Origin of the sequence: Streptomyces sp. YIM 121038, assembly GCF_006088715.1 — a bacterium.
Classification (GTDB): Bacteria; Actinomycetota; Actinomycetes; order Streptomycetales; family Streptomycetaceae; genus Streptomyces.
The window spans coordinates 6500007-6526297 of sequence record NZ_CP030771.1; the positions used below are offsets into that span (position 1 = coordinate 6500007).

Annotated in this window: 22 protein-coding genes; 14 read left to right on the forward strand and 8 right to left on the reverse strand. The window is 72.5% G+C overall.

Going from position 1 to position 26291, the window contains the following annotated elements:
* Nucleotides 1-48 precede the first annotated feature (48 nt).
* The 5 genes from C9F11_RS28100 (at nucleotide 49) to C9F11_RS28120 (ending at nucleotide 5973) form a co-directional block, all read left to right on the forward strand.
* Complete coding sequence (locus C9F11_RS28100) at nucleotides 49-771, forward strand: hypothetical protein (RefSeq protein ID WP_138961866.1); 723 nt, start codon at nucleotides 49-51, stop codon at nucleotides 769-771.
* A complete protein-coding gene (locus C9F11_RS28105) occupies nucleotides 768-1448 on the forward strand; it encodes a DUF4166 domain-containing protein (protein WP_138961867.1) in 681 nt (226 codons plus the stop codon). Before C9F11_RS28100 ends, C9F11_RS28105 begins: the two co-directional genes overlap by 4 nt.
* Complete coding sequence (locus tag C9F11_RS28110) at nucleotides 1445-2074, forward strand: TetR family transcriptional regulator (RefSeq protein WP_138961868.1); 630 nt, start codon at nucleotides 1445-1447, stop codon at nucleotides 2072-2074. The genes C9F11_RS28105 and C9F11_RS28110 overlap by 4 nt, the downstream gene beginning before the upstream one ends.
* Nucleotides 2075-2213: 139 nt before the next feature.
* Nucleotides 2214-3989, forward strand: a complete 1776-nt coding sequence (locus tag C9F11_RS28115; RefSeq protein WP_138961869.1) for a cellulose synthase catalytic subunit — start codon at nucleotides 2214-2216, stop codon at nucleotides 3987-3989.
* 4 nt (nucleotides 3990-3993) lie between these two features.
* Nucleotides 3994-5973: a kelch motif-containing protein gene (locus C9F11_RS28120; protein WP_138961870.1), complete on the forward strand. Its 1980-nt coding sequence runs from the start codon at nucleotides 3994-3996 to the stop codon at nucleotides 5971-5973.
* An 18-nt stretch (nucleotides 5974-5991) separates the two neighbouring features.
* Here C9F11_RS28120 and C9F11_RS28125 read toward each other — a convergent pair whose 3' ends face one another.
* Together C9F11_RS28125 and C9F11_RS28130 are read right to left on the reverse strand one after the other, a co-directional pair.
* Complete coding sequence (locus C9F11_RS28125) at nucleotides 5992-6744, reverse strand: 2-phosphosulfolactate phosphatase (RefSeq protein WP_138961871.1); 753 nt, start codon at nucleotides 6742-6744, stop codon at nucleotides 5992-5994.
* A 55-nt stretch (nucleotides 6745-6799) separates the two neighbouring features.
* Nucleotides 6800-7825 (reverse strand): glycoside hydrolase family 6 protein, encoded by a 1026-nt coding sequence (locus tag C9F11_RS28130; protein WP_138961872.1) that lies wholly within the window; start codon nucleotides 7823-7825, stop codon nucleotides 6800-6802.
* A gap of 320 nt (nucleotides 7826-8145) precedes the next feature.
* Here C9F11_RS28130 and C9F11_RS28135 point away from each other — a divergent pair, with 320 nt between their 5' ends.
* From C9F11_RS28135 to C9F11_RS28145, 3 genes are all read left to right on the forward strand, one after another.
* On the forward strand, nucleotides 8146-8655 hold the full coding sequence (locus tag C9F11_RS28135) for a MarR family transcriptional regulator (protein WP_138961873.1): 510 nt from the start codon (nucleotides 8146-8148) through the stop codon (nucleotides 8653-8655).
* Nucleotides 8656-8721: 66 nt separating this feature from the next.
* On the forward strand, nucleotides 8722-9054 hold the full coding sequence (locus tag C9F11_RS28140) for a DUF3817 domain-containing protein (protein WP_171075864.1): 333 nt from the start codon (nucleotides 8722-8724) through the stop codon (nucleotides 9052-9054).
* Between the two features lie 72 nt (nucleotides 9055-9126).
* Nucleotides 9127-10827, forward strand: coding sequence for a methylmalonyl-CoA mutase family protein (locus C9F11_RS28145; RefSeq protein WP_138961874.1), 1701 nt, complete (start codon nucleotides 9127-9129; stop codon nucleotides 10825-10827).
* A 220-nt stretch (nucleotides 10828-11047) separates the two neighbouring features.
* Here the strand turns inward: C9F11_RS28145 and C9F11_RS28150 are convergent, their stop codons facing one another.
* Both C9F11_RS28150 and C9F11_RS28155 read right to left on the reverse strand, forming a co-directional pair.
* Nucleotides 11048-12457, reverse strand: coding sequence for a HAMP domain-containing sensor histidine kinase (locus C9F11_RS28150; protein ID WP_249401912.1), 1410 nt, complete (start codon nucleotides 12455-12457; stop codon nucleotides 11048-11050).
* Complete coding sequence (locus tag C9F11_RS28155; protein ID WP_138961875.1) at nucleotides 12454-13176, reverse strand: response regulator transcription factor; 723 nt, start codon at nucleotides 13174-13176, stop codon at nucleotides 12454-12456. The genes C9F11_RS28150 and C9F11_RS28155 overlap by 4 nt, the downstream gene beginning before the upstream one ends.
* A 168-nt stretch (nucleotides 13177-13344) precedes the next feature.
* Between C9F11_RS28155 and C9F11_RS28160 the strand changes: the two genes are divergently transcribed.
* Together C9F11_RS28160 and C9F11_RS28165 are read left to right on the forward strand one after the other, a co-directional pair.
* Nucleotides 13345-14550 carry a UDP-N-acetylglucosamine--N-acetylmuramyl-(pentapeptide) pyrophosphoryl-undecaprenol N-acetylglucosamine transferase gene (locus C9F11_RS28160; protein WP_138961876.1) on the forward strand — a complete coding sequence of 402 codons (1206 nt, stop codon included), beginning with the start codon at nucleotides 13345-13347 and terminating at the stop codon, nucleotides 14548-14550.
* Nucleotides 14547-15560 carry a GDP-mannose 4,6-dehydratase gene (locus tag C9F11_RS28165; protein WP_138961877.1) on the forward strand — a complete coding sequence of 338 codons (1014 nt, stop codon included), beginning with the start codon at nucleotides 14547-14549 and terminating at the stop codon, nucleotides 15558-15560. The genes C9F11_RS28160 and C9F11_RS28165 overlap by 4 nt, the downstream gene beginning before the upstream one ends.
* A 188-nt stretch (nucleotides 15561-15748) precedes the next feature.
* On the opposite strand, the gene C9F11_RS28170 is transcribed toward C9F11_RS28165, so the two are convergent.
* The gene (locus tag C9F11_RS28170) at nucleotides 15749-16393 is read right to left on the reverse strand and encodes a TetR/AcrR family transcriptional regulator (RefSeq protein ID WP_138961878.1); all 645 of its coding nucleotides are present in this window, start codon (nucleotides 16391-16393) and stop codon (nucleotides 15749-15751) included.
* A 391-nt stretch (nucleotides 16394-16784) separates the two neighbouring features.
* Here C9F11_RS28170 and C9F11_RS28175 point away from each other — a divergent pair, with 391 nt between their 5' ends.
* The 4 genes from C9F11_RS28175 (at nucleotide 16785) to C9F11_RS28195 (ending at nucleotide 21309) form a co-directional block, all read left to right on the forward strand.
* Nucleotides 16785-17753: a tetratricopeptide repeat protein gene (locus C9F11_RS28175; RefSeq protein WP_138961879.1), complete on the forward strand. Its 969-nt coding sequence runs from the start codon at nucleotides 16785-16787 to the stop codon at nucleotides 17751-17753.
* 705 nt (nucleotides 17754-18458) lie between these two features.
* Nucleotides 18459-19085 carry a DUF6230 family protein gene (locus C9F11_RS28185; protein WP_138961880.1) on the forward strand — a complete coding sequence of 209 codons (627 nt, stop codon included), beginning with the start codon at nucleotides 18459-18461 and terminating at the stop codon, nucleotides 19083-19085.
* A gap of 207 nt (nucleotides 19086-19292) precedes the next feature.
* The gene (locus tag C9F11_RS28190; RefSeq protein ID WP_138961881.1) at nucleotides 19293-19868 is read left to right on the forward strand and encodes a DUF6114 domain-containing protein; all 576 of its coding nucleotides are present in this window, start codon (nucleotides 19293-19295) and stop codon (nucleotides 19866-19868) included.
* 79 nt (nucleotides 19869-19947) lie between these two features.
* On the forward strand, nucleotides 19948-21309 hold the full coding sequence (locus C9F11_RS28195; RefSeq protein WP_249401913.1) for a hypothetical protein: 1362 nt from the start codon (nucleotides 19948-19950) through the stop codon (nucleotides 21307-21309).
* 81 nt (nucleotides 21310-21390) lie between these two features.
* Here the strand turns inward: C9F11_RS28195 and pyk are convergent, their stop codons facing one another.
* The 3 genes from pyk to pta form a co-directional block, all read right to left on the reverse strand.
* Nucleotides 21391-22821 carry a pyruvate kinase gene (gene pyk, locus C9F11_RS28200; RefSeq protein ID WP_138961883.1) on the reverse strand — a complete coding sequence of 477 codons (1431 nt, stop codon included), beginning with the start codon at nucleotides 22819-22821 and terminating at the stop codon, nucleotides 21391-21393.
* A gap of 74 nt (nucleotides 22822-22895) precedes the next feature.
* Nucleotides 22896-24107, reverse strand: coding sequence for an acetate kinase (locus C9F11_RS28205; RefSeq protein ID WP_138961884.1), 1212 nt, complete (start codon nucleotides 24105-24107; stop codon nucleotides 22896-22898).
* Nucleotides 24104-26203: a phosphate acetyltransferase gene (gene pta, locus C9F11_RS28210; RefSeq protein ID WP_138961885.1), complete on the reverse strand. Its 2100-nt coding sequence runs from the start codon at nucleotides 26201-26203 to the stop codon at nucleotides 24104-24106. Before pta ends, C9F11_RS28205 begins: the two co-directional genes overlap by 4 nt.
* Between the last annotated feature and the right edge of the window lie 88 nt (nucleotides 26204-26291).

Sequence of the window (26291 nt, forward strand, 5' to 3'; positions counted from 1 at the left end):
CGACTGCTCAAAGCGATCGCTCAAACCGTGCTGACGTGGGGGTTTCCGGTGAGCCTGTACATCGAAGCGTTGATCCGCGCCGACATCGACGACCTGTGGGCGCACACTCAGGACCCCGCCGCGCACCAGCGGTGGGACCTCCGGTTCACGGAGATCGACTATCTGCCCGCCAAGGACGGCGAACCGCAGCACTTCCGGTACGCCACCCGCGTGCTGCCCTTCCTCACCGTCGCCGGGACCGGCGTCAGTGCGGGCGAGAGGCGCAGGCCCGACGGCACCCGGACCTCGGCGCTCCGGTTCGCCTCGCCGCATCCGCTCTCGCTGCTCGCCGAGGGCAGCGGCTACTGGCGCTACGTGCCCACCGGCGACGGCGTCCGCTTCCTCACGGGCTACGACTACCGGCCGCGCTGGGGCCGCCCCGGCGCGCTCGCCGACCGGCTGCTCTTCCGCCCGCTCATGGGCTGGGCCACGGCGTGGTCGTTCGACCGGCTCCGGCTCTGGCTGGAGCGCGGCACCACCCCGGAGCGCGCCCTCGCCCACGCGGCGGCCGACGTCGGGGCGCGCGGCCTGGCCGTGGCCGTGGCGGGGGCGGGCGGCGGGCCGGTGGCCGCGCTCGGCGCCGCCCTGGTGGCGCTCCTGGTGCCGCCGCTGCCCGGCACGCCCGCCGCGCGGCGCTGTCTGCGCAGGCCGCCGCGGCGCACCCGGGCGCCGGGCGTCCTGCGCCGCCTGTCCGCCGCCGCGCCCCTCGACCCGCAGGAGAAGCCCGCATGACCTCGATCTTCCGTACCGTGCTCGGCGCCGACTTCGAGCGGCTCCATCCGCAGCTCCGGCGGCGGTTCTCCGTCGGGCTCGACAGCGGCGAGGCCTGCGTCGGATACGGCGTGATGGACCGGATCTGGCACGGCCGCGGCTTCGTGAAGCCGTTCCTCGCGGTCGGCGCGACGCGGCACATCCTCGTCCCGCGCACCGGCCGGAACGTCCCCTTCACCATCGAGAACGTGCCGTACGCCGACACCTTCGGGCGTGAGACGGTGAGCTTCGTGCGCACCTTCCACTTCCCCGGGCGGGCCCGGCGCTTCGACGCCCAGATGGTCCTCGCCCCCGAGGGCGACCGCGTGCTCGACTACCTCGGCACGCACCAGCACCTCGCCAGCGACCTGCACTTCGCGGCCGAACCGGACGGCTCCCTCGTCATCCGCTCCGGAGAGCACCGGTTCCGGGAGGGCCCGGTGGACGTCCGCGTGCCGGACCTCGTCGGCGGCGACGCCGAGGTGCGCGAGTCCTACGACGACGCCGCCGGGTGCTTCCGCATCCGGGTCCGGGTCGCCAACCGGTACGTGGGGCCGCTGTTCGGGTACGAGGGCCGGTTCCGGGCCGCGTACCGGGACGTGCGGGAGTGCGGGGTGCGGCCCGGTCTGCGGCCCGTGCGCGAGGAGGTGCGCGCGTGAGCGCGGAGACCCGCGAGAAGCTCCTCCAGGGGGCGCTGCGCACGCTCACCGAGCAGGGCATCGCCAAGACGTCCGCGCGCAGCGTGGCGGCCGCCGCCGGGGTGAACCAGGCGCTCGTCTTCTACCACTTCGGGTCGGTCGACGAACTGCTCTCGGAGGCCTGCCGGTACGGCACGGAGCAGCGGGTCGCCCGCTACCGGGACGCTCTCGCCGCGATCTCCACGCTCGGGGAGCTCCTGGAGTTCGGGCGGCGGATGCACGAGGAGGAGCGGGCCGCGGGGTCCGTGGCCGTGCTCGGGCAGCTGCTCGCCGGGGCGCAGACCCAGCCGCGGCTCGCCGCCGCGACGGCGGCGGGGCTCTCGCTCTGGGTCGCGGAGGTCGAGGAGGTCCTCGTGCGGGTGCTCGGGGCGTCGCCGCTCGGCGGGTTCGTGGACGCGGTGGGGCTCGCGCGGGCGGTGGCGGCGTCGTTCGTGGGGATCGAGCTGTACGAAGGGGTGGACGCGGAGGGGGCGGGGCGGGCGCTCGACGCCCTGGAGGACCTGGGGGCCCTGGTCGCGGCCCTGGACGACCTGGGTCCCGTGGCCCAGCGGGCCGTGCGCCACCGCCTGCGGCGGGCTGTGCGCTGACCTGGGCCCTCGTCGGGGCCTCGCCGGGGGCGCGGGGGAGCAGGAAACACCACCCGGCCAGCCCCGCCCCGTTCGACACGCCGTCGAAAGTGCCTTTTTGTTTGGTTATCGGCTCATTTGATGACCAGAGGAGGGCGCTGTGCGGCCGGAGGGCTACGACTACGACACCCACAGCCGGCTGGCCGGTCCGCTCACGCAGCCCGAGGAGGGCCGCCACGGCTACCGGGTCCAGTACAGGTCGCTCCTCGCCGGCGAGCCCCGCCGAATACGCGCCGTCCTGCTGATGACGCTCGCCCCGCTGCTCACCGGCGTCCTGCTGGTGTACCTGGTCTGGCCCACGCACTGGACCGAGCGCGAGGGCGGCGACCGCTGGCTGGTCGGCCTCGATGTGACGATGCTCGTCGCGATCGGGCTCATCGAGCTGTTCATGCTGGTCAACGTCGTGTCGATCGCGCACGCGACGATGGTGGCCCGCGATCCCGTGCCGGTCGTGCCCGAGCCGGGCACCCGCGTCGCGTTCCTGACGACGTACGTACCGGGCAAGGAGCCGCTCCCCATGGTCCGCGCCACGCTGGAGGGTGCCGTGCGGATACACCACACGGGGCCGCTCGACGTGTGGCTGCTCGACGAGGGCGACGACGACGAGGCGAAGGCCCTGTGCGCGGAGCTCGGCGTGCGGCACTTCACCCGCAACGGCGTCCCGGAGTGGAACCGCAAGAAGGGCCCGCACAAGACCCGCACCAAGCACGGGAACTACAACGCCTGGCTCGCGATGCACGGCGACGACTACGACTTCTTCGCCTCCGTCGACACCGACCACGTCCCGCTGCCGAACTTCCTGGAGCGGATGATGGGCTTCTTCCGGGACCCGGACGTCGCGTTCGTCGTCGGCCCGCAGGTGTACGGCAACTACGTCTCGCCCGTCACCAAGGCGGCCGAGTCGCAGCAGTTCCTGTTCCACGCGCTGATCCAGCGCGCCGGGAACCGCTACCGGGCACCCATGTTCGTCGGCACCAACAACGTGGTGCGGATCGCCGCCCTGCGGCAGGTCGGCGGCCTCTACGACTCCATCACCGAGGACATGGCCACCGGCTTCGAGCTGCACCGGCACCGCAACCCCGCGACGCGGCGGCACTGGCGGTCCGTGTACACCCCGGACGTGCTCGCCGTCGGCGAGGGCCCGGCGTCCTGGACGGACTTCTTCACCCAGCAGATGCGCTGGTCGCGCGGCACCTACGAGACGCTGTTCAAGCAGTACTGGAAGGCGCCGTTCACGATGCCGCCCGGCCGTCTGTTCTCGTACACCCTGATGCTCGTCTACTACCCGATGACGGCCGTCAACTGGCTCCTGGGCATCCTCAGTTGCGTCCTGTTCCTGTGGTTCGGGGCCTCGGGCACGCAGGTCGCCGCGTCCGTGTGGCTCATGCTCTACAGCGACGCCGCGGCCCTCCAGATCGGCCTCTACCTCTGGAACCGGCGGCACAACGTCTCGCCGCACGAACCCGAGGGCTCCGGCGGCCTCGCGGGCATGGCGATGTCCGCGCTCTCCGCGCCCATCTACGCCAAGTCGCTCGGCGCCGCGCTGCTGCGCCGCCCGAGCCGCTTCGTCGTCACGCCCAAGGGCTGCGGCGCCACGTCCGACCGGCTGCTCACCTTCCGCGTCCATCTGTTCTGGGCCGCGGTGCTCGCCAGTTCGCTCGTCGCCTCGTTCGTCCTCGGCCACACCCATGTGGCGATGCGCACCTGGGCCGTGCTCGCCATGGCCATCTCGCTCGCGCCGGTGACGGTGTGGGGCGTCACCGCCCTCAGGGAGCGCCGGGCCCGCAAGGCGGCGCGGCAGCGGCTCGCGGAGCGCGGGACCGACGGCGAGCCGGAGCCCGCGTTCGCCACCGGCACGACCACTGGAGGTAACTGACGCCATGGCCCTGCGCCTCTCGAAGCTCTCCCAGCGTTCCAAGAAGATCGCGTTCGGCGCCGGCGCGGGCGCGCTGCTCATCGGCCTCAACGCCCCCGCCGCCGTCTCCTTCGCCGAGGAGAAGTACCACGCGTACAAGATCTCCCGGCCCGGGTACAAGAAGAAGTACGGGTCGTGGCGGCAGATCGGCATTCCCGAGGAGTTCCGTACGAACGCCATCCACGCGGCGCTCCTGCACACCGGCAAGGTGCTGATCGTCGCGGGCTCCGGCAACGAGCAGAAGAAGTTCGACGCCGGGTCCTTCGACACGATCCTGTGGGACCCGAAGAAGAACACCTTCAAGAAGGTGCCGACCCCGGTGGACTTCTTCTGCGCCGGGCACGCCCAGCTGCCCGACGGACGGCTGCTCGTCGCCGGGGGCACCGCCCGCTACGAGCTGCTCGACGGCGAGGTGGAGCGCGCGGGCGGCGGCATGCGCGTGAAGAACGAGAACCCGGACAAGCCCGTCGTCCTGAAGAAGGGCACCAAGTTCCGCTCGCCGTCCGGCGTCGAGTACATCAGCAAGTTCGACGTGGAAGTCCCCAAGGCCAAGCGGGACTTCCAGATCACGTACTCCAAGTCCGGTGTGATGCAGCCCTGGAAGACGAAGGTCACCGCGAGCGAGGCCCGGGTCTTCGTGGAGGCCGCGCAGGAGGGCAGGGAGGCGGTCACCGAGAAGTCCGCGCAGTACGAGATCGAGGGCCTCACCGGCAAGGAGGCCGACAACACGTACGGCATCGCCGAGAAGCTCACCATGGAGAAGCAGGACTTCCAGGGCATCAAGGCGGCGTACGAGTTCGACCCGGTGGCCGAGCGGTACGTGGCCGTGGAGCCGATGGACAAGGCGCGCTGGTACCCGACGCTCGTGGGCCTCGACGACGGCCGGGTGCTCGCGGTGTCCGGGCTCGACGACGTCGGCGTCATCGACCCCGGCGACAACGAGATCTACGACCCGAAGACCAAGAAGTGGACCGACGGGCCCAAGCGCTACTTCCCGAGCTATCCGGCGCTGTTCCTCACCAAGGGCGGCAAGCTCTTCTACCCCGCGTCCAACGCCGGGTACGGGCCCGCGAACAAGGGGCGCAAGCCGGGCCTGTGGGACCTGGAGACCAACACCTTCACCAAGGTGCCGGGGCTCGCCGACCTCGACCAGACCGAGACGTCCGCCTCCGTGCTGCTTCCGCCCGCCCAGGACCAGAAGGTGATGATCCTCGGCGGGGGCGGCGTCGGCGAGTCGGACAAGGCCACGCGGCGCACGGCCGTGATCGACCTGAAGGAGGCCGACCCCTCCTTCAAGACCGGGCCGCGGCTGCCGCAGGGCACCCGCTATCTGAACAGCGTGATCATGCCGGACGACTCCGTGTTCACCACCAACGGCTCGTCCGACTACCGCGGCCGCAGCGGCAGCAACATCCTCAAGGCGCAGTTCTACGACCCCAAGGCCGACGGCGGGCGCGGCGCCTTCCGCACCGCGGCCGAGCCCACGGTGGGCCGCAACTACCACTCCGAGGCGCTGCTGCTGCCCGACGGGCGCGTGGCCACCTTCGGCTCCGACCCGCTCTTCGACAACGAACAGAACACCAAGCTGGGCCACTTCGAGCAGCGCATGGAGATCTTCACCCCGCCCACGCTGCACAAGGCGGGCAAGGACCGCCCCGTCCTCGGCGAGGGCCCCGAGGCCCTGCCCGCGGACGGCCGCGCCACCTTCCGCACGCCGCACCCCGAGAAGCTCGCCTCGGCCCGGCTCATGCGCCCGAGCGCGGTCACGCACACCACGGACGTCGAGCAGCGCTCCATCGCGCTCGGCCTGACGAAGGGCAAGGGCTCGGTGACGGTGGAGGTGCCGCGCGGCGACGCGGCGCTCGTGCCGCCCGGCTGGTACATGCTGTTCGTGACGGACGCCGACGGGGCCTCCTCCGAGGCCAAGTGGGTGCACGTCAAGTAGCCGACCCGCGGCGGCGGTTCACGCGGGCACGAACGCCCCGTGCCGCAGGACGGGGACCTGGGTGCTCGCGTCCACCTCCGTCGCGACGGCCACGTCGTCGGCGAAGCCGTCGTCGGCCAGCTCCCGTCCCGAGGAGCTGTCCGCGACGGCCGCCCCGACGTCCAGGGCCGAGGCGAACGCCGCCGCGGCCGCGGCGGCCTCCGGCGAGAGCCCGGTGCCGCCGTGCTCGCCCAGGGCCGCGATCACCGCGCCCGCGCCGAGCAGGTCCTCGACGGCGGGCCGCAGGGTGCCGTCGGGCCACCGCTCGCCCGCCGCGATCACCCCGACGGGCCGCTCGGCGGTGCCGAGGCCCTGCCCGGCGAGCCAGCGCCCCACGGCGGAGCCGTTGCGCAGCGACCCGGCGGCCACGTCCGCGCCGCCCGCCGCGGCGGCGATCGCCGAACCGTTGGGGGACGGCAGCACCAGGCGCTCGGTGAACGGGGCGCGCCGCAGGGCCGCCGGGGACAGCGACCACGGGGTGGCCTCGGTGACCGCCCGCCGCCCCACCGCCAGGCTGGCGTCCAGCTGCCGGGCGAACGCCGTGGCGCTCTCGTCCCGCCACGCGTAGGGGAAGACCCGCGCCCCGGCCTCCACCGCGACCGACACCGCCGTGGTGAAGGACAGCACGTCGACCACCACCAGGCAGGACACGGCCGGTGCCAGCTGCTTCGCCCCGGCCGGGCCCCACTCGAACCGAATGCCGTAGCCCGCTTGCGACAAGTCCTCGCGCATGTGCCCCGAGGCTGCCAGCCCCGGGGCACTTTGGCCAGAGTGATCAGCGGGCGGGCTACGCCTTCGCGTTGCGGACGAGCCCGAGCGCGTAGTCCGGCCACCACTGCCCGGCCGCGGGGCCGCCCCGGCACGGGCCGTCGGAGTCGCCGGGCCGCTTGATCCACAGATAGGCGTCGAGCAGCGGGTCGCCGGTCCTGTCGGTGGGCGGGGTGCCGAGGCCGCGGCCCGGCGGGTTGCACCAGGCGTCCTGGCGGTCGCCCGCGAGCGGGCCCCGGCCGTTGCGGCTGGTGTCCATGACGAAGTGCTTGCCGCCGATCGCCCCGGACAGCGTGCGGCCGTAGGCCTTGGTGGTCTCGTCGCTCTGGAAGTTGGAGACGTTGAGCGAGACGCCGTCGGCCGCGTCGACGCCCGCCTGCCGCAGCGGCTGCGTCAGCTTGCGGGCGTCGGCGATCCAGCCGGGGTTGCCCGCGTCCAGGTAGACCTTGACGCGCGGCTGCCGCTTGAGCCGCTGGATCGCCTCGGAGAGCAGCTGGTAGCGCTCCTCGTGGTACTGGCCCGGGGTGCAGCCGTCCACGATGTGCGGGATCGCGTCCGGCTCCAGGATGACCAGGGCCGGGCTCTCCCCGATGGCGGCGGCGAAGGAGCCGAGCCACTGCCGGTAGTACCCGGCGTCGGGGGCGCCGCCCGCGGAGTGCTGCCCGCAGTCGCGGTGCGGGATGTTGTACGCCACGAGCACGGCCGTGCGCCCCTCCTGGGCGGCGCCCGCGGTGGCCTCGCGGATGTCCGGGGCCGGGTCGTCGCCCGCGGGCCACACCGCCATCGGCTGCTCGGCGATCCGCTTGAGCGCCTCGGCGTCCCGGGTGCGGCCCTCCTGCGCCCACGCGCGCACCTGCCGGGCGGCCGCGCTCTGCGGGTCCACCCAGAAGGAGTGCGACGCCGCCTTCGCGCCCGTGGGGGGCGCGGCCTCCTTCTTGCCGGAGCCGCCGGAGTCGCCGGAGCCCGGCCCGGACGAGCACCCCGCCGCGAGCCCGAAGGCGGCGACGGCCGTGAGTGCCGTGAACGTACGGAGCAGCCGGTGCATCCAGCCCCCTAGGGCGATGGTGACGTGACGTACGGGTGGGTGCCCGGCAATCGTGGCATAGGGGATTAATCGGCCGGGGGCGCGACACCGCCGACGGAGCAGGGCGTCAGCCACCCGTCGGACACGCGGCGGGGCACGGGCCCCTGACGCTCCAGGGCGTCGGCACGGTCTGTCGCGCGGCCCTGGCCCTGGAGGTGCGCGCCACCGCTGCGCGCGCCCGCGTGCCCTCTGACCGGCGCACGCGCCCCGGAAAGCGAACGCGCTGCCGAATCGTGAGACTGGGGCTGACCGCCCTGGGCCCGGCGGCTAAGGTCGACGCTGTGCCGAAGCCGCTCAGTCTCCCCTTCGATCCGATCGCCCGCGCCGACGAACTCTGGAAGCAGCGCTGGGGGTCCGTGCCCGCCATGGGCGCGATCACCTCCATCATGCGCGCCCAGCAGATCCTGCTGGCCGAGGTCGACGCGGTCGTCAAGCCGTACGGACTGACCTTCGCGCGCTACGAGGCCCTGGTGCTGCTCTCCTTCTCCAAGGCGGGCGAGCTGCCGATGTCCAAGATCGGCGAGCGCCTCATGGTGCACCCCACCTCCGTCACCAACACCGTCGACCGCCTGGTCCGCTCCGGCCTGGTCGACAAGCGCCCGAACCCCAAGGACGGCCGCGGCACCCTCGCCTCCATCACCGACAAGGGCCGCGAGGTCGTCGACGAGGCCACCCGCGAGCTGATGGCCATGGACTTCGGTCTCGGGGTGTACGACGCCGAGGAGTGCGGCGAGATCTTCGCGATGCTGCGGCCGCTGCGCGTGGCCGCGCAGGACTTCGCGGACGAGTGAGCGCGGGGCGCGGCGCCCCGTAGGCCGCCCGAAGATCGCGTAAACCGGACGGTTACGCTCATAGTCATGAAACGAAGCGTGCTGACCCGCTACCGGGTGATGGCCTACGTCACCGCCGTCATGCTCCTCATCCTCTGCGCCTGCATGGTGGCGAAGTACGGCTTCGAGAAGGGCGAGGACCTGACGCTCGTCGTCTCGCAGGTCCACGGCGTCCTCTACATCATCTATCTGATCTTCGCCTTCGACCTGGGCTCCAAGGCGAAGTGGCCGTTCGGCAAGCTGCTGTGGATCCTGGTGTCCGGCACCATCCCGACGGCGGCGTTCTTCGTCGAGCGCAAGGTCGTGCGCGAGGTGGAGCCGCTGCTCACCGACGCGTCGCCGGTCATCGCCAAGGCGTAACCGCACCGCCACGGGGCGTCCCGTGGCGGTCAGCCATCGACATTTACTAGGACGTCCAAGTAAATTGGAGTCATGGACGCTCACGCCATCGAGGAGGGCCGCCGTCGCTGGCAGGCCCGGTACGACGCCGCGAAGAAGCGCGACGCCGATTTCACGACGCTCTCCGGTGACCCGGTCGAGCCTGCCTACGGGCCCCGGCCCGGGGACGCGTACGAGGGCTTCGAACGGATCGGATGGCCGGGCGAATATCCGTTCACGCGCGGCCTCTATCCGACGGGGTACCGGGGCCGCACCTGGACCATCCGCCAGTTCGCCGGCTTCGGCAACGCCGAGCAGACGAACGAGCGGTACAAGATGATCCTCGCCGCGGGCGGCGGCGGCCTCTCCGTCGCCTTCGACATGCCGACGCTGATGGGCCGCGACTCCGACGACCCGCGCTCCCTCGGCGAGGTCGGCCACTGCGGCGTCGCCATCGACTCGGCGGCCGACATGGAGGTCCTGTTCCAGGACATCCCGCTCGGCGACGTCACGACGTCGATGACGATCTCCGGCCCCGCCGTCCCCGCCTTCTGCATGTACCTGGTCGCCGCCGAGCGCCAGGGCGTCGACCCGCGCGTGCTGAACGGCACGCTCCAGACCGACATCTTCAAGGAGTACATCGCGCAGAAGGAGTGGCTCTTCGAGCCCGAGCCCCATCTGCGCCTCATCGGCGACCTCATGGAGCACTGCGCCCGCGAGATCCCCGCGTACAAGCCGCTCTCCGTCTCCGGCTACCACATCCGCGAGGCGGGCGCGACGGCCGCGCAGGAGCTGGCGTACACCCTGGCCGACGGCTTCGGGTACGTGGAGCTCGGCCTCAGCCGCGGCCTCGACGTGGACGTCTTCGCGCCCGGCCTGTCCTTCTTCTTCGACGCCCACGTCGACTTCTTCGAGGAGATCGCCAAGTTCCGCGCCGCGCGCCGGATCTGGGCCCGCTGGATGAAGGAGGTGTACGGCGCCAGGACCGACAAGGCGCAGTGGCTGCGCTTCCACACGCAGACGGCGGGCGTCTCCCTGACGGCCCAGCAGCCGTACAACAACGTCGTCCGCACGGCCGTCGAGGCCCTCGCCGCCGTGCTCGGCGGCACCAACTCCCTGCACACCAACGCCCTCGACGAGACCCTCGCGCTGCCCAGCGAGCAGGCCGCGGAGATCGCCCTGCGCACCCAGCAGGTCCTGATGGAGGAGACCGGCGTCGCCAACGTCGCGGACCCGCTGGGCGGTTCCTGGTACGTGGAGCAGCTCACCGACCGCATCGAGGCCGACGCCGAGAAGATCTTCGAGCAGATCAAGGAGCGTGGCCTTCGCGCCCACCCGGACGGGCAGCACCCCATCGGGCCCATCACCTCGGGCATCCTGCGCGGCATCGAGGACGGCTGGTTCACCGGGGAGATCGCCGAGTCCGCCTTCCGCTACCAGCAGTCCCTGGAGAAGGGCGACAAGCGGGTCGTCGGCGTCAACGTCCACCACGGGTCCGTGACCGGGGACCTGGAGATCCTGCGCGTCAGCCACGAGGTGGAGCGGGAGCAGGTGCGGCTGCTCGCCGACCGCAAGGCGCGGCGCGACGACGCCCGGGTGCGGGGCGCGCTCGACGCGATGCTCGCCGCTGCGCGGGACGGGTCCAACATGATCGGGCCCATGCTCGACGCGGTGCGGGCGGAGGCGACGCTCGGGGAGATCTGCGGGGTCCTCCGGGAGGAGTGGGGCGTCTACACGGAGCCCGCGGGCTTCTGACCCTCACGGGTGCGCCCCAGACCCGCCCCTTCCCGATTCCTGGGGGCTCCGCCCCCAGACCCCCGCTCCTCAAACGCCGGAGGGGCTGGAATACAGCCGCAAGCGGCACCATCCAGCCCGTCCGGCGTTTGAGGACGAGGCGCGGAGCGCCGAAAAGCGGGGGCACGGGGGTGGAGCCCCCGGATCGGGAAGGGGCGGGCCTGGGGCGCCCCGCGAGGGCTCACGGCCACGTCAGGCGGAAGCGGGCGCCGCCGCCCGGGGCGGCTTCCGCGTGGAGGTCCGCGCCGTGGGCGTGGGCGATCTGGCGGGCCATGGCCAGGCCGAGGCCGGAGCCGGGCAGGGCGCGGGCCTTCTCGGCGCGGTAGAAGCGGTCGAAGACGTGGGGGAGGTCCTCCTCGGCGATGCCGGGCCCGTGGTCGCGCACCGTCAGCTCGCGGGCCGAGAGCGACACCTCCACCAGCCCGCCGGGAGGGCTGAACTTGGCGGCGTTGTCCAGGAGGTTGGTGACGAGCCGGGCGAGCCGCGCGGGCACGCCCGGAAGGACCAGGACCGCCGCGTCGGGCGCGACGTCAAGGGTGAAGGCGACGCCCGGCCAGTGCTCCCGCGCGGCCGCCACCACGTGCGCGACGAGCGGTACGAGCGCCACGTCCTCCAGGAGCGGCCGCGGCTCCTCGTCCCGGGCCAGCTCGATGAGGTCGTTGACGAGCCCGGTCACCTCGCGCAGCTGCCGGGCGAGCGCGCCCGAGGCCCGGTCCCGCTGGGCCTCGTTCAGGAGATCGGCCCGGGCCAGCAGTTCGGCGTTCGTGCGCAGCGCGGTGAGCGGGGTGCGCAGCTCGTGCGAGGCGTCGGCGACGAGGCGGCGGCGGGCCGCGACGGACTCCTCCAGCTCGGCGAGCATCGTGTTGAACGTGGCGGCCAGGCGCGTCACCTCGTCCTCGCGGCCCGGCGGCCCCGGCGGCAGCTCGATGCGGTGCCGGGCGTCCCGGGTCGCCGCGATGCGCTCGGCGGTCGCGGTGAGCCGGGCGACGGGCGCGAGGCCGGTCCGCGAGACCCAGTAGCCGCCGAGCGCCGAGAGCAGGATGCCCGCGCCGCCCACCGCGGACAGGATCGCGGCGGTCTGCCGCACCCCGCGCTCGGCGATGTCGGCGCGCAGGGCCACCTGTACGGCGGAGCCCTTGCCGTGGGGGGTGGTGAGCATGCGCCCCGGCTTGCCGTTGGGGAGGGTGAAGTTCGAGTAGTACGCGGGCAGTTCGCCCGCCGCGACCTGGCGCGTGGAGCGGTTCACGGGCAGCAGGTACGGCTTCTCCGGGTCCTCGGCCGCGGCGGCGGGGACGACCTGTGCGCAGGCCGGAGCGCCCAGGTAGCGGCACTCGCCCGCGAGCACGCCGTAGTCCCGGTCCTCGGCGCGGTGCTGCTGCGCGGCCAGGGTCGCGGACTGGGCCAGGTTCTGGTCGAGCTGCTGGTACAGCTTGTAGCGGAGTACGAAGAACGACGCGGTGCACACACAGATCGCGACCAGCGCCACCGCGGCGGACGCGGCCACCGCGAGCCGGGTGCGCAGCGGACGGCGCCGCCGCCAGCGGGCCCCGAGGGCGCGGCGGGCACGGCGGGCGCGCCGGGCCGCGCTCACGGCGAGCCGAGCCGGTAGCCGACGCCGTGCACGGTGTGCACGAGCCGGGTCTCGCCGCCGCACTCCAGCTTGCGGCGCAGATAGCCGACGTACACCGCGAGGGAGTTGGAGTCGGGCCCGAAGTCGCGCCCCCACACCGCCTCGTGGATCAGCTCGCGCGGAAGGACCTGGCCCGCGTTGCGCAACAGGAGTTCGAGGAGCGTGGCCTCCGTGCGGCTGAACTCGACGCGGCGCCCGCCGCGCAGGCCGGTGCGGGTGCGCGGGTCCAGGGTCAGGTCCCCGTACGCCAGCTCGTCCCCGGCGTCGCCGGGATCGCCCGGCTCGGCCGCCGCGCGGCGCAGGAGCGCGCGCACCCGGGCCGCGAGCTCGTCCAGGGCGAAGGGCTTGACCAGGTAGTCGTCGGCGCCCGCGTCGAGCCCGTCGACCCGGTCGCTCACCGCGTCCAGGGCGGTCAGGACAAGGACCGGGGTGCGGTCGCCCGCCGCCCGCAGCTGACGGCAGACGGCGAGCCCGTCCATGACGGGCATCATCACGTCGAGCACCACGAGACCCGGTTCCCACCGGGCCACGGCGGTCAGCGCCTGCTGGCCGTCCCCGGCCCCGCGGACCAGATAGCCCTCGACGGTGAGCGCGTCCTCCACGGCGGCCCGCACCTCGGGGTCGTCGTCGACGACGAGCACCTTGGCGGCGGGGCCGCGGGGCCCGGCGGCGGCCGTCACGACGCGGTCACCGCCGGCGCCACGGCCGGCGCCACGGCCGGGGTCCGGCCCCGTCGGCGGCCGTCGACGCCCTCTTCGCGCCCCCTGTGTCTCATCTCGTTCATGCACCAAAGGTGCCAAACGCGGCTCTTAAAACCCTCTTAGAGCGGGCGTGGACGGTGAGTCGGTATGAAGCCAACCGTCACCTCCGTCACCGTGCCAAGGCCGCCCGGGCCCCTGTCCGTCGTGATCGGCGCGGGCGGCACCGGCGGGCACATCTACCCGGGCCTCGCCCTCGCCGACGCCCTGCGCCGGGCCGTGCCGGACGCCGTGGTCTCGTTCGTGGGCACCGAGCGGGGCCTGGAGACCCGGCTCATCCCCGAGGCCGGGTACCGCCTGCACACCGTCGACATGATCCCCTTCGACCCCGCGCTCGGGGCGAAGCGCTATCTGCTGCCCGCGGCCCTCCTGAAGTCCGGCGCCCAGTGCCGGGCCATCCTGCGCGAGCAGGGCGCCCACGTCGCCGTCGGCATGGGCGGCTACCCGAGCGCCCCCGTCATCGTCGGCGCCCGGATGGCGGGGCTGCCCAGCCTCATCCACGAGTCCAACGCCGTCCCCGGCCGCGCCAACCGCTTCGCCGCGCGCCTCACCCCGCACATCGCCGTCGCCTTCGACCGCAGCCGCGCCCATCTGCCCGGCGGCCACCGCGCCCACACCACCGGCATGCCCATCGCCGACGCCCTGGCCCGCCTGGACAGGACCGCGCTGCGCGCCGACGCCCGCCGCGCCCTCGGGGTGCCGGACGGGGCGCGGCTGCTCCTCTTCAACGGCGGCAGCCTGGGCGCCGCCCGCCTCACCGAAGCGGCGCTCGGACTCGCCGCCCGCTGGCGCCACCGCACCGACGTCCAGCTGCTGATCAAGACCGGGCCCGCCGCGCTCGACGAGACACGGGCCCGGCTCGCGTACGACGGCGGCGACGCCGTGGCCCGCGCCGTGCCCTATCTGGACCGGATGGACCTCGCGTACGCCGCCGCCGACCTGGTGGTGTGCCGCGCGGGTTCGGCGACCGTCGCCGAGCTGGCCAGCACCGGGGTGCCCGCCGTCCTCGTGCCCTATCCGCACGCGCCCGGCGACCACCAGACCCACAACGCGCGCGTCCTGTCCGACGCGGGCGCGGGCCTCCTGCTGCCCGACGCGGAGGTGACCGCCGACCGACTCGCCGCGCTCACCGGGCCGCTCCTCGACTCCCCGGCACGGCTCGCCGCCATGAGCGGAGCCGCCGACCCGGGGCCGCACGCCCGCGCCGCCGACCTGCTCGCGGCGCGCGTCCTCGACCTCGCCCACGGGGCCGGGTCCGCCCACCACCCCTCCACCCACTGGGAGAACGCCGCATGACCACGTCCACTCCGCTGTCCTCCTTCGACTGGAGCGACCGCACCGTCCTCGTCACCGGCGCCGAGGGCTTCATCGGCTCCACCCTCGTCGACCTGCTCCTGGAGCGCGGCGCGCGCGTCCGCGCCTTCGTGCACTACAAGCCGTACGGGGAGAAGGGGAACCTGGCGCATCTGCTGGGCGACCCGAGGGTCGAGTTCCTCGCCGGTGACGTACGCGACCCGGGGCGCGTGTCCGACGCCGTCGCCGGCTGCGACACCGTCTTCCACCTGGCGGCCCTCATCGGCATCCCGTACTCGTACGACTCGCCCGGCGCGTACGTGCAGACGAACGTCGTCGGCACCGAGAACGTCGCGGAGGCCTGCCGCAGGCACGCGGTGCGGCGGCTCGTCCACACGTCCACGAGCGAGGTGTACGGGACCGCGCGGGCGGTGCCGATCAGCGAGAGCCACCCGCTGCAGCCGCAGTCCCCGTACTCCGCCTCGAAGATCGGCGCCGACATGGCGGTGCTCTCGCACTGGCACGCCTTCGAGCTGCCGGTGGCGGTCGTGCGGCCCTTCAACACGTACGGGCCGCGGCAGTCCGCGCGGGCCGTGATCCCCACGATCCTCGCCCAACTGCACTCCGGGGCGCGGGAGATCAAGCTCGGCTCCCTCACGCCGACGCGTGACTTCACGTACGTCACCGACACCGCGCGCGGGTTCCTCGCCGTCGCCGAGAGCGAGCGGGCGCTCGGGCACGTGGTGAACCTCGGGGTCGGGCGGGAGATCTCCATCGGGGAACTGGCGGACGCGCTGGTCGCCGCGAGCGGGCGGGCGGCTCGGGTCGTGGTCGATCCCGCGCGGCTGCGGCCCGCCGGGAGCGAGGTGGAGCGCCTCGTCTCCGACAACTCCCGGGCCCGGGAGTGGGCCGGCTGGACGCCGGAGGTCTCCCTCAAGGAGGGCCTCCGCCGGACCTCGGCCTGGGTCGAGGCCAACCTCTCCCTCTTCGCCCCGTCCCGCTACCAGGTCTGACCCCGCCCCCCTGCCCGCCGCTACCGCGGCGGGTCCTCTCCCACCCACCCCCCAGCGTCCTGGCCCGGCCCCGACCTGGCGGCTCCCGCGCCGTCGTCCGGCAGTTTTGGACGGCGCGGCGGACAGATCCAGCCCGTCCGGCGTTTGAGGACGAGCGCGTCAGCGCGGCGGTGCGAGGGGGCGGGGAGCTAAGGGGCGTGCGGCGCCTGGCCGGTCGTCGCGGAGAGGCCGCCCAGGAGGAGGAGGGTGAAGCGGTGGGCCCAGGCGGGGTCGACCGGCTCCGCGCTGACGAGGGCCCGGTGCACCACGGCCCCGGCGATGACGTCGAAGATGAGGTCGGCGGTGCGGGCGGCAGCCGTCGCGTCGGGCTCGACGGGCAACTCGCCCCGGGCCTGCGCCCGCTGCCGCCCTTCGAGCACGAGCCGCTTCTGCCGCTCGACGATGGAGCCGCGGACCCGTTCCCGCAGCGGGGCGTCCGTCGTGGACTCCGCGACCACCGCCATCAGGGCCGTCTTCGTCTCGGGCCGCCCGAGCAGCGCCGCGAACTGCAGGACCACGCTCTCGATGTCCGTGGCGAGGCTGCCGCTGTCCGGCAGTTCGAGCTCGTCGAAGAGCTCCGCCACCGCGTCCACGACCAGCTCGCTCTTGCCCGCCCAGCGCCGGTAGAGGGTCGTCTTGGCGACCCCGGCCCGCGTCGCCACGTCGCCGAGGGTCAGCTTCGTCCAGCCGAGGTCGACCAGCGCCTCGCGGGTCGCTTCGAGGATGGCGGTGTCCGCCTCGGCGCTGCGCGGGCGGCCTCCGGCACGGGCGGACGGTGTACTGCGGCTCTGCATGCCCGCGACCATACCGGCCAGTACGGCCACGGCGGCCAGCCGCGAGTGAGGGAGATCACTCGGAGCCCCGTGCCGGGCCGGACCGGATCCAGTTACGCTACGACCCGTAGCGAAAGCCGCGCACCAAGGCCGTACGGCCGCGTCCGGCGGCGAGGCGCTGCGAGCGAACCTCTACCGCCCCAGGGCGGCAACCACGAGCACGGGGTGGGGACCCCGCGCGACAAACGGTACGAACGGTCCTCCTCGGGACCCGCGCCCCGGTCCGTCCGGTCGGCCCCGCAATCCGGCGGGGGACCGCGAGCGGACGAGGAGGCGAAGCGACTTCCCTGGAAGCGCGGTGGCGGAAGACGGGCGGGCGCGGTTCCCGCACGGCTTGGGGGAGGATGTACTCATGCAGCCACGGAACATGTCCATGAGCGGAGTCGTCGACCTCGCCGCGGTGAAGGCGGCCCAGGAGGCCAAGGCGAAGGCGGAGCAGGCGCGCGCCGAAGCGGCACGGCACGGCGGCGGCGGGGCCGTCACCCCCGCGAGTCTCGTCATCGACGTCGACGAGGCGGGTTTCGAGCGCGACGTACTGCAGCGGTCCACCGAAGTGCCCGTCGTCATCGACTTCTGGGCCGAGTGGTGCGAGCCGTGCAAGCAGCTCAGCCCGCTCCTCGAGCGGCTGACGCAGGAGTACAACGGCCGCTTCCTGCTCGCGAAGATCGACGTCGACGCGAACCAGATGCTGATGCAGCAGTTCGGCGTGCAGGGCATCCCCGCGGTGTTCGCGGTGGTCGCGGGCCAGGCCCTGCCGCTGTTCCAGGGCGCCGCCCCCGAGGCGCAGATCCGCCAGACCCTGGACCAGCTGGTCCAGGTCGCGGAGGAGCGCTTCGGGCTCACCGGTCTGACCGTCGACGCGGACGCCCCCGAAGACGCGCAGCCCGCACCCGTCCCCGCGGGGCCGCACGACGCCGCGCTCGCGGCCGCCGTCCAGGCCCTGGACGCGGGCGACTTGGGCGGCGCCGTCCGGGCGTACGAGAACGTGCTGAGCGACGACCCCGCCAACACCGAGGCCAAGCTCGGCCTCGCCCAGGCCCAACTCCTGCTCCGCGTCCAGGACATGGACCCGGTGGCCGTCCGCAAGGACGCCGCCGAGAAGCCCGGCGACGCCCGCGCGCAGATCGCGGCGGCCGACCTCGACCTGGTCGGCGGGCACGTCGAGGACGCCTTCGGACGGCTCGTCGAGACGGTCCGGCGCACGGCGGGCGAGGAGCGGGACGCCGCCCGGGTGCGGCTGCTCGAACTCTTCGAGGTGGTGGGCGCGGACGACCCGCGCGTGACGGCGGCGCGCACGGCGCTCGCCCGCGTGCTCTTCTGAGTCGCGCTCCGGGCGCGGATGCGCCCGGAGTCCGGCATTCCGCCGGATTTGCCCCGGCCTGCCCGGCGATCCGTCCGCTGACCGGTCACATCGGGCCGGGGCTCGTGGTGTCCAAGTGAAAAGTCAGTCCCCGCAGTGCCACAGTGGCCGCGTTTTGCCAAATCTTGGCAAACGCGGCCACTGTTACTTGGAGTAAGTCCGAGGTGGAATTCTGTCCACTTCTGTTCGTCAATATCCGGATCATTCCGGTCTGTTGGAACCACCGTGTGTCGCTGATCGACGCCACGCCGTCAGGCTTCGGTTATCCGACCGTTACCGGCCAGTAATGAACCCCCTTGTGCGGGCGCCGAGAATGCACCACGATCGGCCACGCTCGGTCCATTGCCCGCAGCCCGACGGCCAGTCGGGAGACGGGTTTTCTGGGTCCCCACCGAGTAGGCCGGCGGCGCCGTCGCCGGTCTGGGACAGGGGGGTCTCTGCCCGTAGTCGCGGCAGGGCCTGTCCCGGCAGGGTTGTGCGTGATGAGTCAGGCGCGACCAGTGGTTGTCGCTCGGGGGCGATCGCCGGTGCCCCAGGCGCGATGCGTGCCTGGCGACACGGGCGCTCTCCTGACCGAGGACGTAGCACTTCTCCCATCCCCGCTCCGCTGAACCGACCCCTCGGGACCAGTGGGACGGAGATGTACGTCCGAGAAGGAGGAAAGTCATGGAGTCCGTGGCTCGTGGCGGAACCAGATGGAAGCGGTTCGCCGTGGTCATGGTGCCGAGCGTCGCGGCGACGGCCGCGATAGGCGTGGCCCTCTCGCAGGGTGCGCTCGCGGCATCGTTCAGTGTGTCCGGTCAGCAGTTCAAGGTGACCGCGAAGGAACTCAACGGCACGGGATTCGTCCAGTACGGGGCGATGGACGTCGGCAATTCGGGCAAGCATCCGGTCGCCGTCGTCGGCATGGATTCGGCGAAGATCACCAATCTCTGCCAGTCCGTCGTCGTTCCGGTCCCGCTCTTCGGCGATGTGTCGATGAAGCTCAAGGCCGGTGGCGGCGATGAGCCCGTCCGGGCCAAGAAGCTCTTCATCGACGCCGACGACCTGCGCGCCAACGCGACGTTCACCAACGTCGACATCGGTGTCTCGGTCGACCGCACGACGAAGGGCCCCGGTCCGAACCCGCAGGACAAGCCGGGCAAGCAGTACGTCCCGGACTCGTTCGCGCAGCAGGCCGAGAAGGTGCGCTTCACCGATGTGAAGCAGCGCGCGTGGGCGACCAGCGCGGGCACCTTCAAGCTCTCCGGCCTGCACATGTCGGTCCAGAAGGGCAAGCACGAGTGCTACTGAGGCGGTCGTCGTCTCGGTCTCCCCAGTCCCCCTCATCCGCTTCGCTCCACCGAGCCGCAGCGGGGACCACGGCCGAGGCCATCACCGGCTGAGCCGCACTCGTCGCGCTGAACGGCCGGGCGCGGGGGCGCCACGTCTTCAACCAGCCGTCCCCGTGCCCGCATCCGACACACAGAACCAAACGCCATACCCGAGGAGCTGTACGACATGAGCGCCGAAGCGCAAGTGGGCCTTGGTAGCAAGCTTGGCCGGATGCGCCGGGGTTTCCGGGGGTGGCGCGGTCAGCGCCCGTTCTGGGGTGGCCTGCTGACGCTGCTCGGCGGCATCCCGATCATGTACTTCCCGTACGCGAACCTCACGCTCGGCACACTGACCATCCGGATGGCGACCACCGCCGGGGCCGGATCGCTGATCATCGGCGTGCTGTTGGTCGTGCTCGGCCTGACCATGTGGTTCCAGCCGCAGTCCCGCGTGTTCGCGGGCGTCGCGGCGATCCTGCTCGCCCTGGTCTCCCTGGTGGTCTCCAACTTCGGCGGCTTCGTCATGGGCTTCCTGCTCGCCCTCGTCGGCGGCGCGCTCGGCATCTCCTGGGTGCACGAGAAGCCACAGAAGCCCGTCAGACGGCGCGCGAAGGCGCCGGACACCGGGGGCTACGCCGGTGGCACCCCCCAGGCGGCGGCGGGGGCCGCGCCCGAGGCGGCGCCCGGGGCGGGCGGCACGACCGATGACTTGTCAGGAACGAGCCCGAGCAACGGGACGAACGGGAGGCACCGTGCCGACTGACGAGGTGCGCCGCGGGACCGATGCGGTCACGTCCCGTGTGAGAACGGGGCCGCGCCACGCGGCCCCCAGGAAGCCGCTGTTGACTCGTGTACCCGTCGGCAAGGCGATCGCCCTCGCGGCCATGCCCACCGCCGTCCTCATGGGGATGGGGCTGACGCCGCAGCTTGCACAGGCGAAGCCCGGTGTGCCCGAGAACCCCTTCCAGGACGGGCCGTGCGTGACGGCTCCCGACGAGCCGTCCAAGGACGCCGAGAACGCGGAGAAGGCCGAGAAGGCCGAGAAGGACGCCGCCGACAAGGCCGCCGCGGAGAAGGCCGAGCGCGAGGCCGCGCGCAAGAAGCAGGCCGAGGACGCGCGGAAGCGGGCCGAGGACGCGCGGAAGAAGCCCGACGAGAAGGGCGACGCGGACCAGCCGTCGCCTTCGCCGTCCGCGGAGACTCCCGAGAGGGCGCAGCCGTCACCGTCCGCCGGTGCGGACAAGGGCGACGGGGCCGACAAGGCCGAGGACGGCACCAAGGCTCCGGAGTCGGAGCCGTCCGAGCCCGCCGACCCGCTGGACCCGCTGGGTGTCGGCGACGCCCTCAAGGACCTCCTGACGCCGGACGGGCCCGAGAAGGAGTCCCCGCGGGGCAAGGACGGCAAGGACGGCGGCGACGAGGACGCCCAGGAGGTCAGGGGCGACGGCAGCCGGGACGGCAGGGCCACCAGGCCGGTCGAGGACACCGTCGACAAGGCGAAGGACACCGCCGAGGACCTCCGGGACAAGGCCGACGACAAGGCCGACGACAAGGCCGACGACGAGGCCGACGACAAGGCCGAGGACAAGGACGCCGAGGACAAGGACACCGCCGACAAGGACGCCGACGGCAAGGACGAGGCCGACGACGCCGACGGCAAGAAGGACGGGGCCGACCCGGAGGAGTCGAAGGACCCCATGGCCCCGGACGAGAACGGCAAGAAGCCGTTCCCGTGCGTCGTGGAGAAGAAGGTGGACGGCGACGACGAGCAGTCGCCCGCGCCGATCCCGAACCAGCCGTGGCACCTGGAGGCCAGCTCCCTGCTGCTCAAGGGGGCCGACTACAAGGGCGTCGTGAACCTGAAGATGCCCAACGGCCAGACCAAGCAGGCGCTGAAGTACGTCATCAGCGGCGGCACGGACATCGGGGACCTGCACCAGATCGTCGACGGTCCGGGCGGCAAGAAGTACCACGTCCAGGCCGCCGAGGGCTCCATGTCCACGATCCGCAACGGCGACACGACGATGTACACCGAGCGCATCTCGGGCAATCTGTTCGGCCTGATCCCGGTCACCTTCGACCCGGAGCACCCGCCGCCCCTGAACCTGCCGCTGATCTACTTCACCCATGTGAAGGTCCAGCAGGCGGGCCAGTTCGGCGGCGACCTCACCATCCCCGGCCTGCACCAGTCGATCACCGACTGAGGCGGGGCGGGGCGAGGACGACGGAAGCGGAGGGTGCCCCGGCCGGGGCACCCTCCGCTTCCGTCATGCGGCGGTGGCGGCTCAGTCGCGGCAGCCGTTGCCCAGGTGGTGCACCCGGACCATGTTCGTGGTGCCGGGGACGCCGGGGGGCGAGCCCGCGGTGATGACCATGGTGTCGCCCTCGTTGTAGCGCTTGAGCTTGAGCAGCTCGGCGTCCACGAGCTCGACCATCTCGTCCGTGTTGTCGACGTGCGGGACGACGAAGGACTCCACGCCCCAGCTCAGCGCGAGCTGGTTGCGGGTCTCCTGGTCCGTGGTGAAGGCCAGGATCGGCTGGGCCGCGCGGTAGCGGGACAGGCGGCGGGCGGTGTCACCGGACTTGGTGAAGGCCACCAGCGCCTTGCCGTTGAGGAAGTCCGCGATCTCGCAGGCGGCACGGGCCACCGAACCGCCCTGCGTCCGCGGCTTCTTGCCGGGCACCAGCGGCTGCAGGCCCTTGGAGAGGAGCTCCTCCTCCGCGGCCGTGACGATCTTCGACATGGTCTTGACCGTCTCGATCGGGTACGCGCCCACGCTGGACTCGGCCGACAGCATGACCGCGTCCGCGCCGTCCAGGATCGCGTTGGCGACGTCGGACGCCTCGGCGCGCGTGGGGCGGGAGTTGGTGATCATCGACTCCATCATCTGGGTCGCGACGATCACCGGCTTGGCGTTGCGGCGGCACATCTCCACGAGGCGCTTCTGCACCATCGGGACCTTTTCGAGGGGGTACTCGACGGCGAGGTCGCCGCGCGCGACCATGACGCCGTCGAAGGCCGCCACGACGTCCGCCATGTTCTCGACGGCCTGCGGCTTCTCCACCTTGGCGATGACGGGGACCCGGCGGCCCTCCTCGTCCATCACCTTGTGGACGTCCTTCACGTCGTCCGCGTCGCGCACGAAGGACAGGGCGACCATGTCGCAGCCCATCGCCAGGGCGAAGCGCAGGTCGTCGATGTCCTTCTCGGAGAGCGCGGGCACGTTCACGGCCGCGCCGGGCAGGTTGATGCCCTTGTGGTCCGAGATGACGCCGCCCTCGACGACGATCGTCTTGACGCGCGGGCCGTCGATCTCGACGACCTTCAGCTCGACGTTGCCGTCGTTGATGAGGACCTGGTCGCCCTTGGTGACGTCACCGGGCAGGCCCTTGTACGTCGTGCCGCAGATCGACTTGTCACCGGGCACGTCCTCGGTGGTGATGGTGAACTCGTCCCCGCGCACCAGCTCGACCGGGCCCTCGGCGAAGGTCTCCAGGCGGATCTTCGGGCCCTGGAGGTCGGCGAGGACGCCGATGGCGCGACCGGTGCGCTCCGCCGCGGCCCGGACGCGGTCGTACCGCCCCTGGTGCTCGGCGTGCGTGCCGTGGCTGAAGTTGAAGCGGGCCACGTTCATGCCGGCCTCGATCAGCGAGACGAGCTGGTCCTCGGAGTCGACGGCGGGACCCAGGGTGCAGACGATTTTGGAACGGCGCATGAGGGCGATCCTATCGGTTTGTTTCGCTACGGAATATTCCGTCTGGCGGAAGATACAAATGGGCGCGGGGGTGCTCAGCTGTTCTTTCCTGCCAGTGCATAAGTCTGCGTGGCGATTTCCAGTTCTTCGTCGGTCGGCACGACCGCGACCTTCACCCGGGCGTACTCGGGGGAGATCAGCCGGGGCTCGTCGGAGCGCACCGCGTTGAGGCCGCCGTCCACCGCGAGGCCCAGTTCCTCGAGGCCCGCCACGGCGGCCTCGCGCACCGGCGCCGCGTTCTCGCCGACGCCCGCCGTGAAGGCGATGGCGTCCACCGTGCCGAGAACCGCGTAATAGGCGCCGATGTACTTCTTCAGCCGGTGAATGTAGATGTCGAAGGCGAGCCGCGCCGCTTCGTCGCCCTCGTCGATCCGGCGGCGGATCTCCCGCATGTCGTTGTCGCCGCACAGGCCGATAAGGCCGCTCTTCTTGTTGAGGAGCGTGTCGATTTCGTCGATGGAAAGGCCGCCGACCCGCGCCAGATGGAAGATCACGGCGGGATCCATGTCCCCGGAGCGCGTACCCATCACGAGCCCCTCCAAAGGCGTCAGACCCATGGAGGTGTCCACGCACCGGCCGCCGCGCACGGCGGACGCGGAGGCGCCGTTGCCGAGGTGCAGCACGATGACGTTCACGTCCTCGGGGGCCTTGCCGAGCAGCTCCGCGGTGGCTCGCGACACGTACGCGTGCGAGGTGCCGTGGAAGCCGTACCGGCGCACGCGGTGCGCGTCGGCCGTGGCCACGTCCATCGCGTAGCGGGCGGCCGACTCCGGCATCGTCGTGTGGAAGGCGGTGTCGAAGACCGCGACCTGGGGCAGGTCGGGGCGGAGCGCCCGGGCCGTGCGGATGCCGGTGATGTTGGCGGGGTTGTGCAGCGGGGCCACCGGCACCAGGCGCTCGATCTCGGCGAGCACCGCGTCGTCGATGACCGTGGGCTCGGTGAACTTCAGGCCGCCGTGCACGACCCGGTGGCCGATCGCGGCCAGCTCGGGCGAGTCCAGGCCGAGCCCGTCCGCGGCCAGCTCCTCGGCGACGGCCTTCAGCGCGGCCTCGTGGTCGGCGATCGGCCCGGTGCGCTCGCGCTCGGCGCCGCCGCCCGTCAGCGGGGTGTGCTTGAGCCGCGAGGTCTCCTCGCCGATGCGCTCGACGAGGCCCATGGCCAGGCGCCGTGAGTCCGCCATGTCGAGCAGCTGGTACTTCACCGACGACGAGCCGGAGTTGAGGACGAGGACACGGGTGGAGCTCACTGGGGGGCCTTCTCGGTGGGGGACTGGGTGGGGGTCTGGGCCTGGATCGCCGTGATGGCGACGGTGTTCACGATGTCCTGGACGAGCGCGCCGCGGGACAGGTCGTTGACCGGCTTGCGCAGGCCCTGGAGCACCGGGCCGACGGCGATCGCGCCGGCCGAGCGCTGCACGGCCTTGTAGGTGTTGTTGCCGGTGTTCAGGTCCGGGAAGACCAGGACGCTGGCCTGGCCCGCGACGTCGGAGCCGGGCAGCTTCGTGGCGGCCACCGACGGCTCGACGGCGGCGTCGTACTGGATCGGGCCCTCGATCTTCAGGTCCGGGCGCTGGCCGCGGACCAGCTCGGTGGCCTCGCGGACCTTGTCGACGTCGGCGCCCGAGCCGGAGGTGCCGGTGGAGTACGACAGCATCGCGATGCGCGGCTCGACGCCGAACTGCTCGGCCGTGCCCGCCGACTGGACGGCGATGTCCGCGAGCTGCGTGGCGTTCGGATCGGGGTTGACCGCGCAGTCGCCGTACACGAGGACCTTGTCGGCCAGGCACATGAAGAACACCGACGACACGATCGACGCGTCCGGCTTGGTCTTGATGATCTCGAAGGCGGGGCGGATGGTCGCGGCCGTGGAGTGCACGGAGCCGGACACCATGCCGTCGGCGAGGCCGCCCTGCACCATCAGCGTGCCGAAGTAGTTCACGTCGGCCACCACGTCGTACGCCAGCTCCACGGTCACGCCCTTGTGGGCGCGCAGGCGCGCGTACTCCTCGGCGAAGCCCTGGCGCAGCTCGGAGGTCTGCGGGTCGACGAGCTGGGAGTCCGCGAGGTCCACACCGAGGTCGGCGGCCTTCTTGCGGATGGTCTCCGCGGGGCCGAGCAGCGTCAGGTCGCACACGCCGCGGCGCAGCAGGACGTCGGCGGCGCGCAGCACGCGCTCCTCGGTGCCCTCGGGGAGGACGACGCGGCGGCGGTCGGCGCGGGCCCGCTCCAGGAGCTTGTGCTCGAACATCATCGGCGTGACGCGGTCGCTGCCGGACACCGCAAGGCGGGCCAGGAGCTCGGCGGTGTCGATGTGCCGCTCGAAGACGCCGAGGGCGGTCTCCGCCTTGCGCGGCGTCGCCGCGTTCAGCTTGCCCTCCAGGGCGAACAGCTCGCCCGCCGTCGGGAAGGAGCCCCCGGCGACGGCGATCACGGGCGTGCCGGGCGCGAGCCGGTCGGCCAGGCGCAGGATCTCCGGGCCCGGCTGCTCGTTCAGGGTGAGCAGGACGCCCGCTATCGGCGGGGTGCCCGCGCTGTGCGCGGCGAGCGCGCCGACGACCAGGTCGGCGCGGTCGCCGGGGGTGACGACCATGCAGCCCGGGGTCAGGGCGTTCAGGAAGGTCGGCAGCATCGCGCCGCCGAAGACGAAGTCGAGGGCGTCCCGGGCCAGGCCCGAGTCGTCGCCGAGGAGGACCCGGCCGCCGAGCGCGTGGGTGATCTGCGCGACGGTCGGCGCGGCCAGGGCGGGCTCGTCGGGCAGCACGTAGCAGGGCACCGGCAGGCTCGCGGCGAGGCGCTCCTGGATCTCGGCGCGGTCGGCGGGGGCCACGCGGTTGGTGACCATCGCGAGCACGTCGCAGCCCAGGGCCTCGTAGGCGCGGTAGGCGTTGCGGGTCTCGGCGCGCACCGACTCGGCGGTCTGGTTCTTGCCGCCGACGACGCCGAGGACGGACGCGCCGAACTCGTTCGCGAGCCGGGCGTTGAGCGACAGCTCGTCGGGCAGCTGGGTGGCGGCGAAGTCGGTGCCGAGGACCAGGACCACGTCGTACGCGCGCGCGACCTCGTGGAAGCGGTCGACGAGCTGGGAGACCAGCTCGTCGGTGCCCTTCTCGGCCTGGAGCGCGGACGCCTCGTGGTAGTCCATGCCGTACACGGACGCCGGGTCCTGCGAGAGCCGGTAGCGGGCACGCAGGAGCTCGAACAGCCGGTCCGGTCCGTCGTGGACGAGCGGGCGGAAGACGCCCACGCGGTCCACCTGGCGGGTCAGGAGTTCCATGACTCCCAGCTCGACGACCTGGCGGCCGTCGCCCCGGTCGATCCCGGTCACGTACACGCTGCGCGTCACGCGTGCTCTCCGTTTCTTCTCGGTCTTCCCTGGTGAGGAGGGGGAGGGCAGCTCCGGCAGCGCCGGAAAATCACCCGATATTGTTGGT

Excerpts from the sequence above, each read along its gene's own strand:
- C9F11_RS28190 (WP_138961881.1), top strand. The coding sequence starts at position 19,293 with ATGAGCGCCGAAGCGCAAGTGGGCCTTGGTAGCAAGCTTGGCCGGATG.
- C9F11_RS28160 (WP_138961876.1), top strand. The coding sequence starts at position 13,345 with ATGAAGCCAACCGTCACCTCCGTCACCGTGCCAAGGCCGCCCGGGCCC.
- C9F11_RS28145 (WP_138961874.1), top strand. The coding sequence starts at position 9,127 with ATGGACGCTCACGCCATCGAGGAGGGCCGCCGTCGCTGGCAGGCCCGG.
- C9F11_RS28130 (WP_138961872.1), bottom strand. The coding sequence starts at position 7,825 with ATGCACCGGCTGCTCCGTACGTTCACGGCACTCACGGCCGTCGCCGCC.
- C9F11_RS28120 (WP_138961870.1), top strand. The coding sequence starts at position 3,994 with ATGGCCCTGCGCCTCTCGAAGCTCTCCCAGCGTTCCAAGAAGATCGCG.
- C9F11_RS28140 (WP_171075864.1), top strand. The coding sequence starts at position 8,722 with ATGAAACGAAGCGTGCTGACCCGCTACCGGGTGATGGCCTACGTCACC.
- C9F11_RS28185 (WP_138961880.1), top strand. The coding sequence starts at position 18,459 with ATGGAGTCCGTGGCTCGTGGCGGAACCAGATGGAAGCGGTTCGCCGTG.
- C9F11_RS28175 (WP_138961879.1), top strand. The coding sequence starts at position 16,785 with ATGCAGCCACGGAACATGTCCATGAGCGGAGTCGTCGACCTCGCCGCG.
- pyk (WP_138961883.1), bottom strand. The coding sequence starts at position 22,821 with ATGCGCCGTTCCAAAATCGTCTGCACCCTGGGTCCCGCCGTCGACTCC.
- C9F11_RS28125 (WP_138961871.1), bottom strand. The coding sequence starts at position 6,744 with ATGCGCGAGGACTTGTCGCAAGCGGGCTACGGCATTCGGTTCGAGTGG.
- C9F11_RS28105 (WP_138961867.1), top strand. The coding sequence starts at position 768 with ATGACCTCGATCTTCCGTACCGTGCTCGGCGCCGACTTCGAGCGGCTC.
- C9F11_RS28165 (WP_138961877.1), top strand. The coding sequence starts at position 14,547 with ATGACCACGTCCACTCCGCTGTCCTCCTTCGACTGGAGCGACCGCACC.
- C9F11_RS28170 (WP_138961878.1), bottom strand. The coding sequence starts at position 16,393 with ATGCAGAGCCGCAGTACACCGTCCGCCCGTGCCGGAGGCCGCCCGCGC.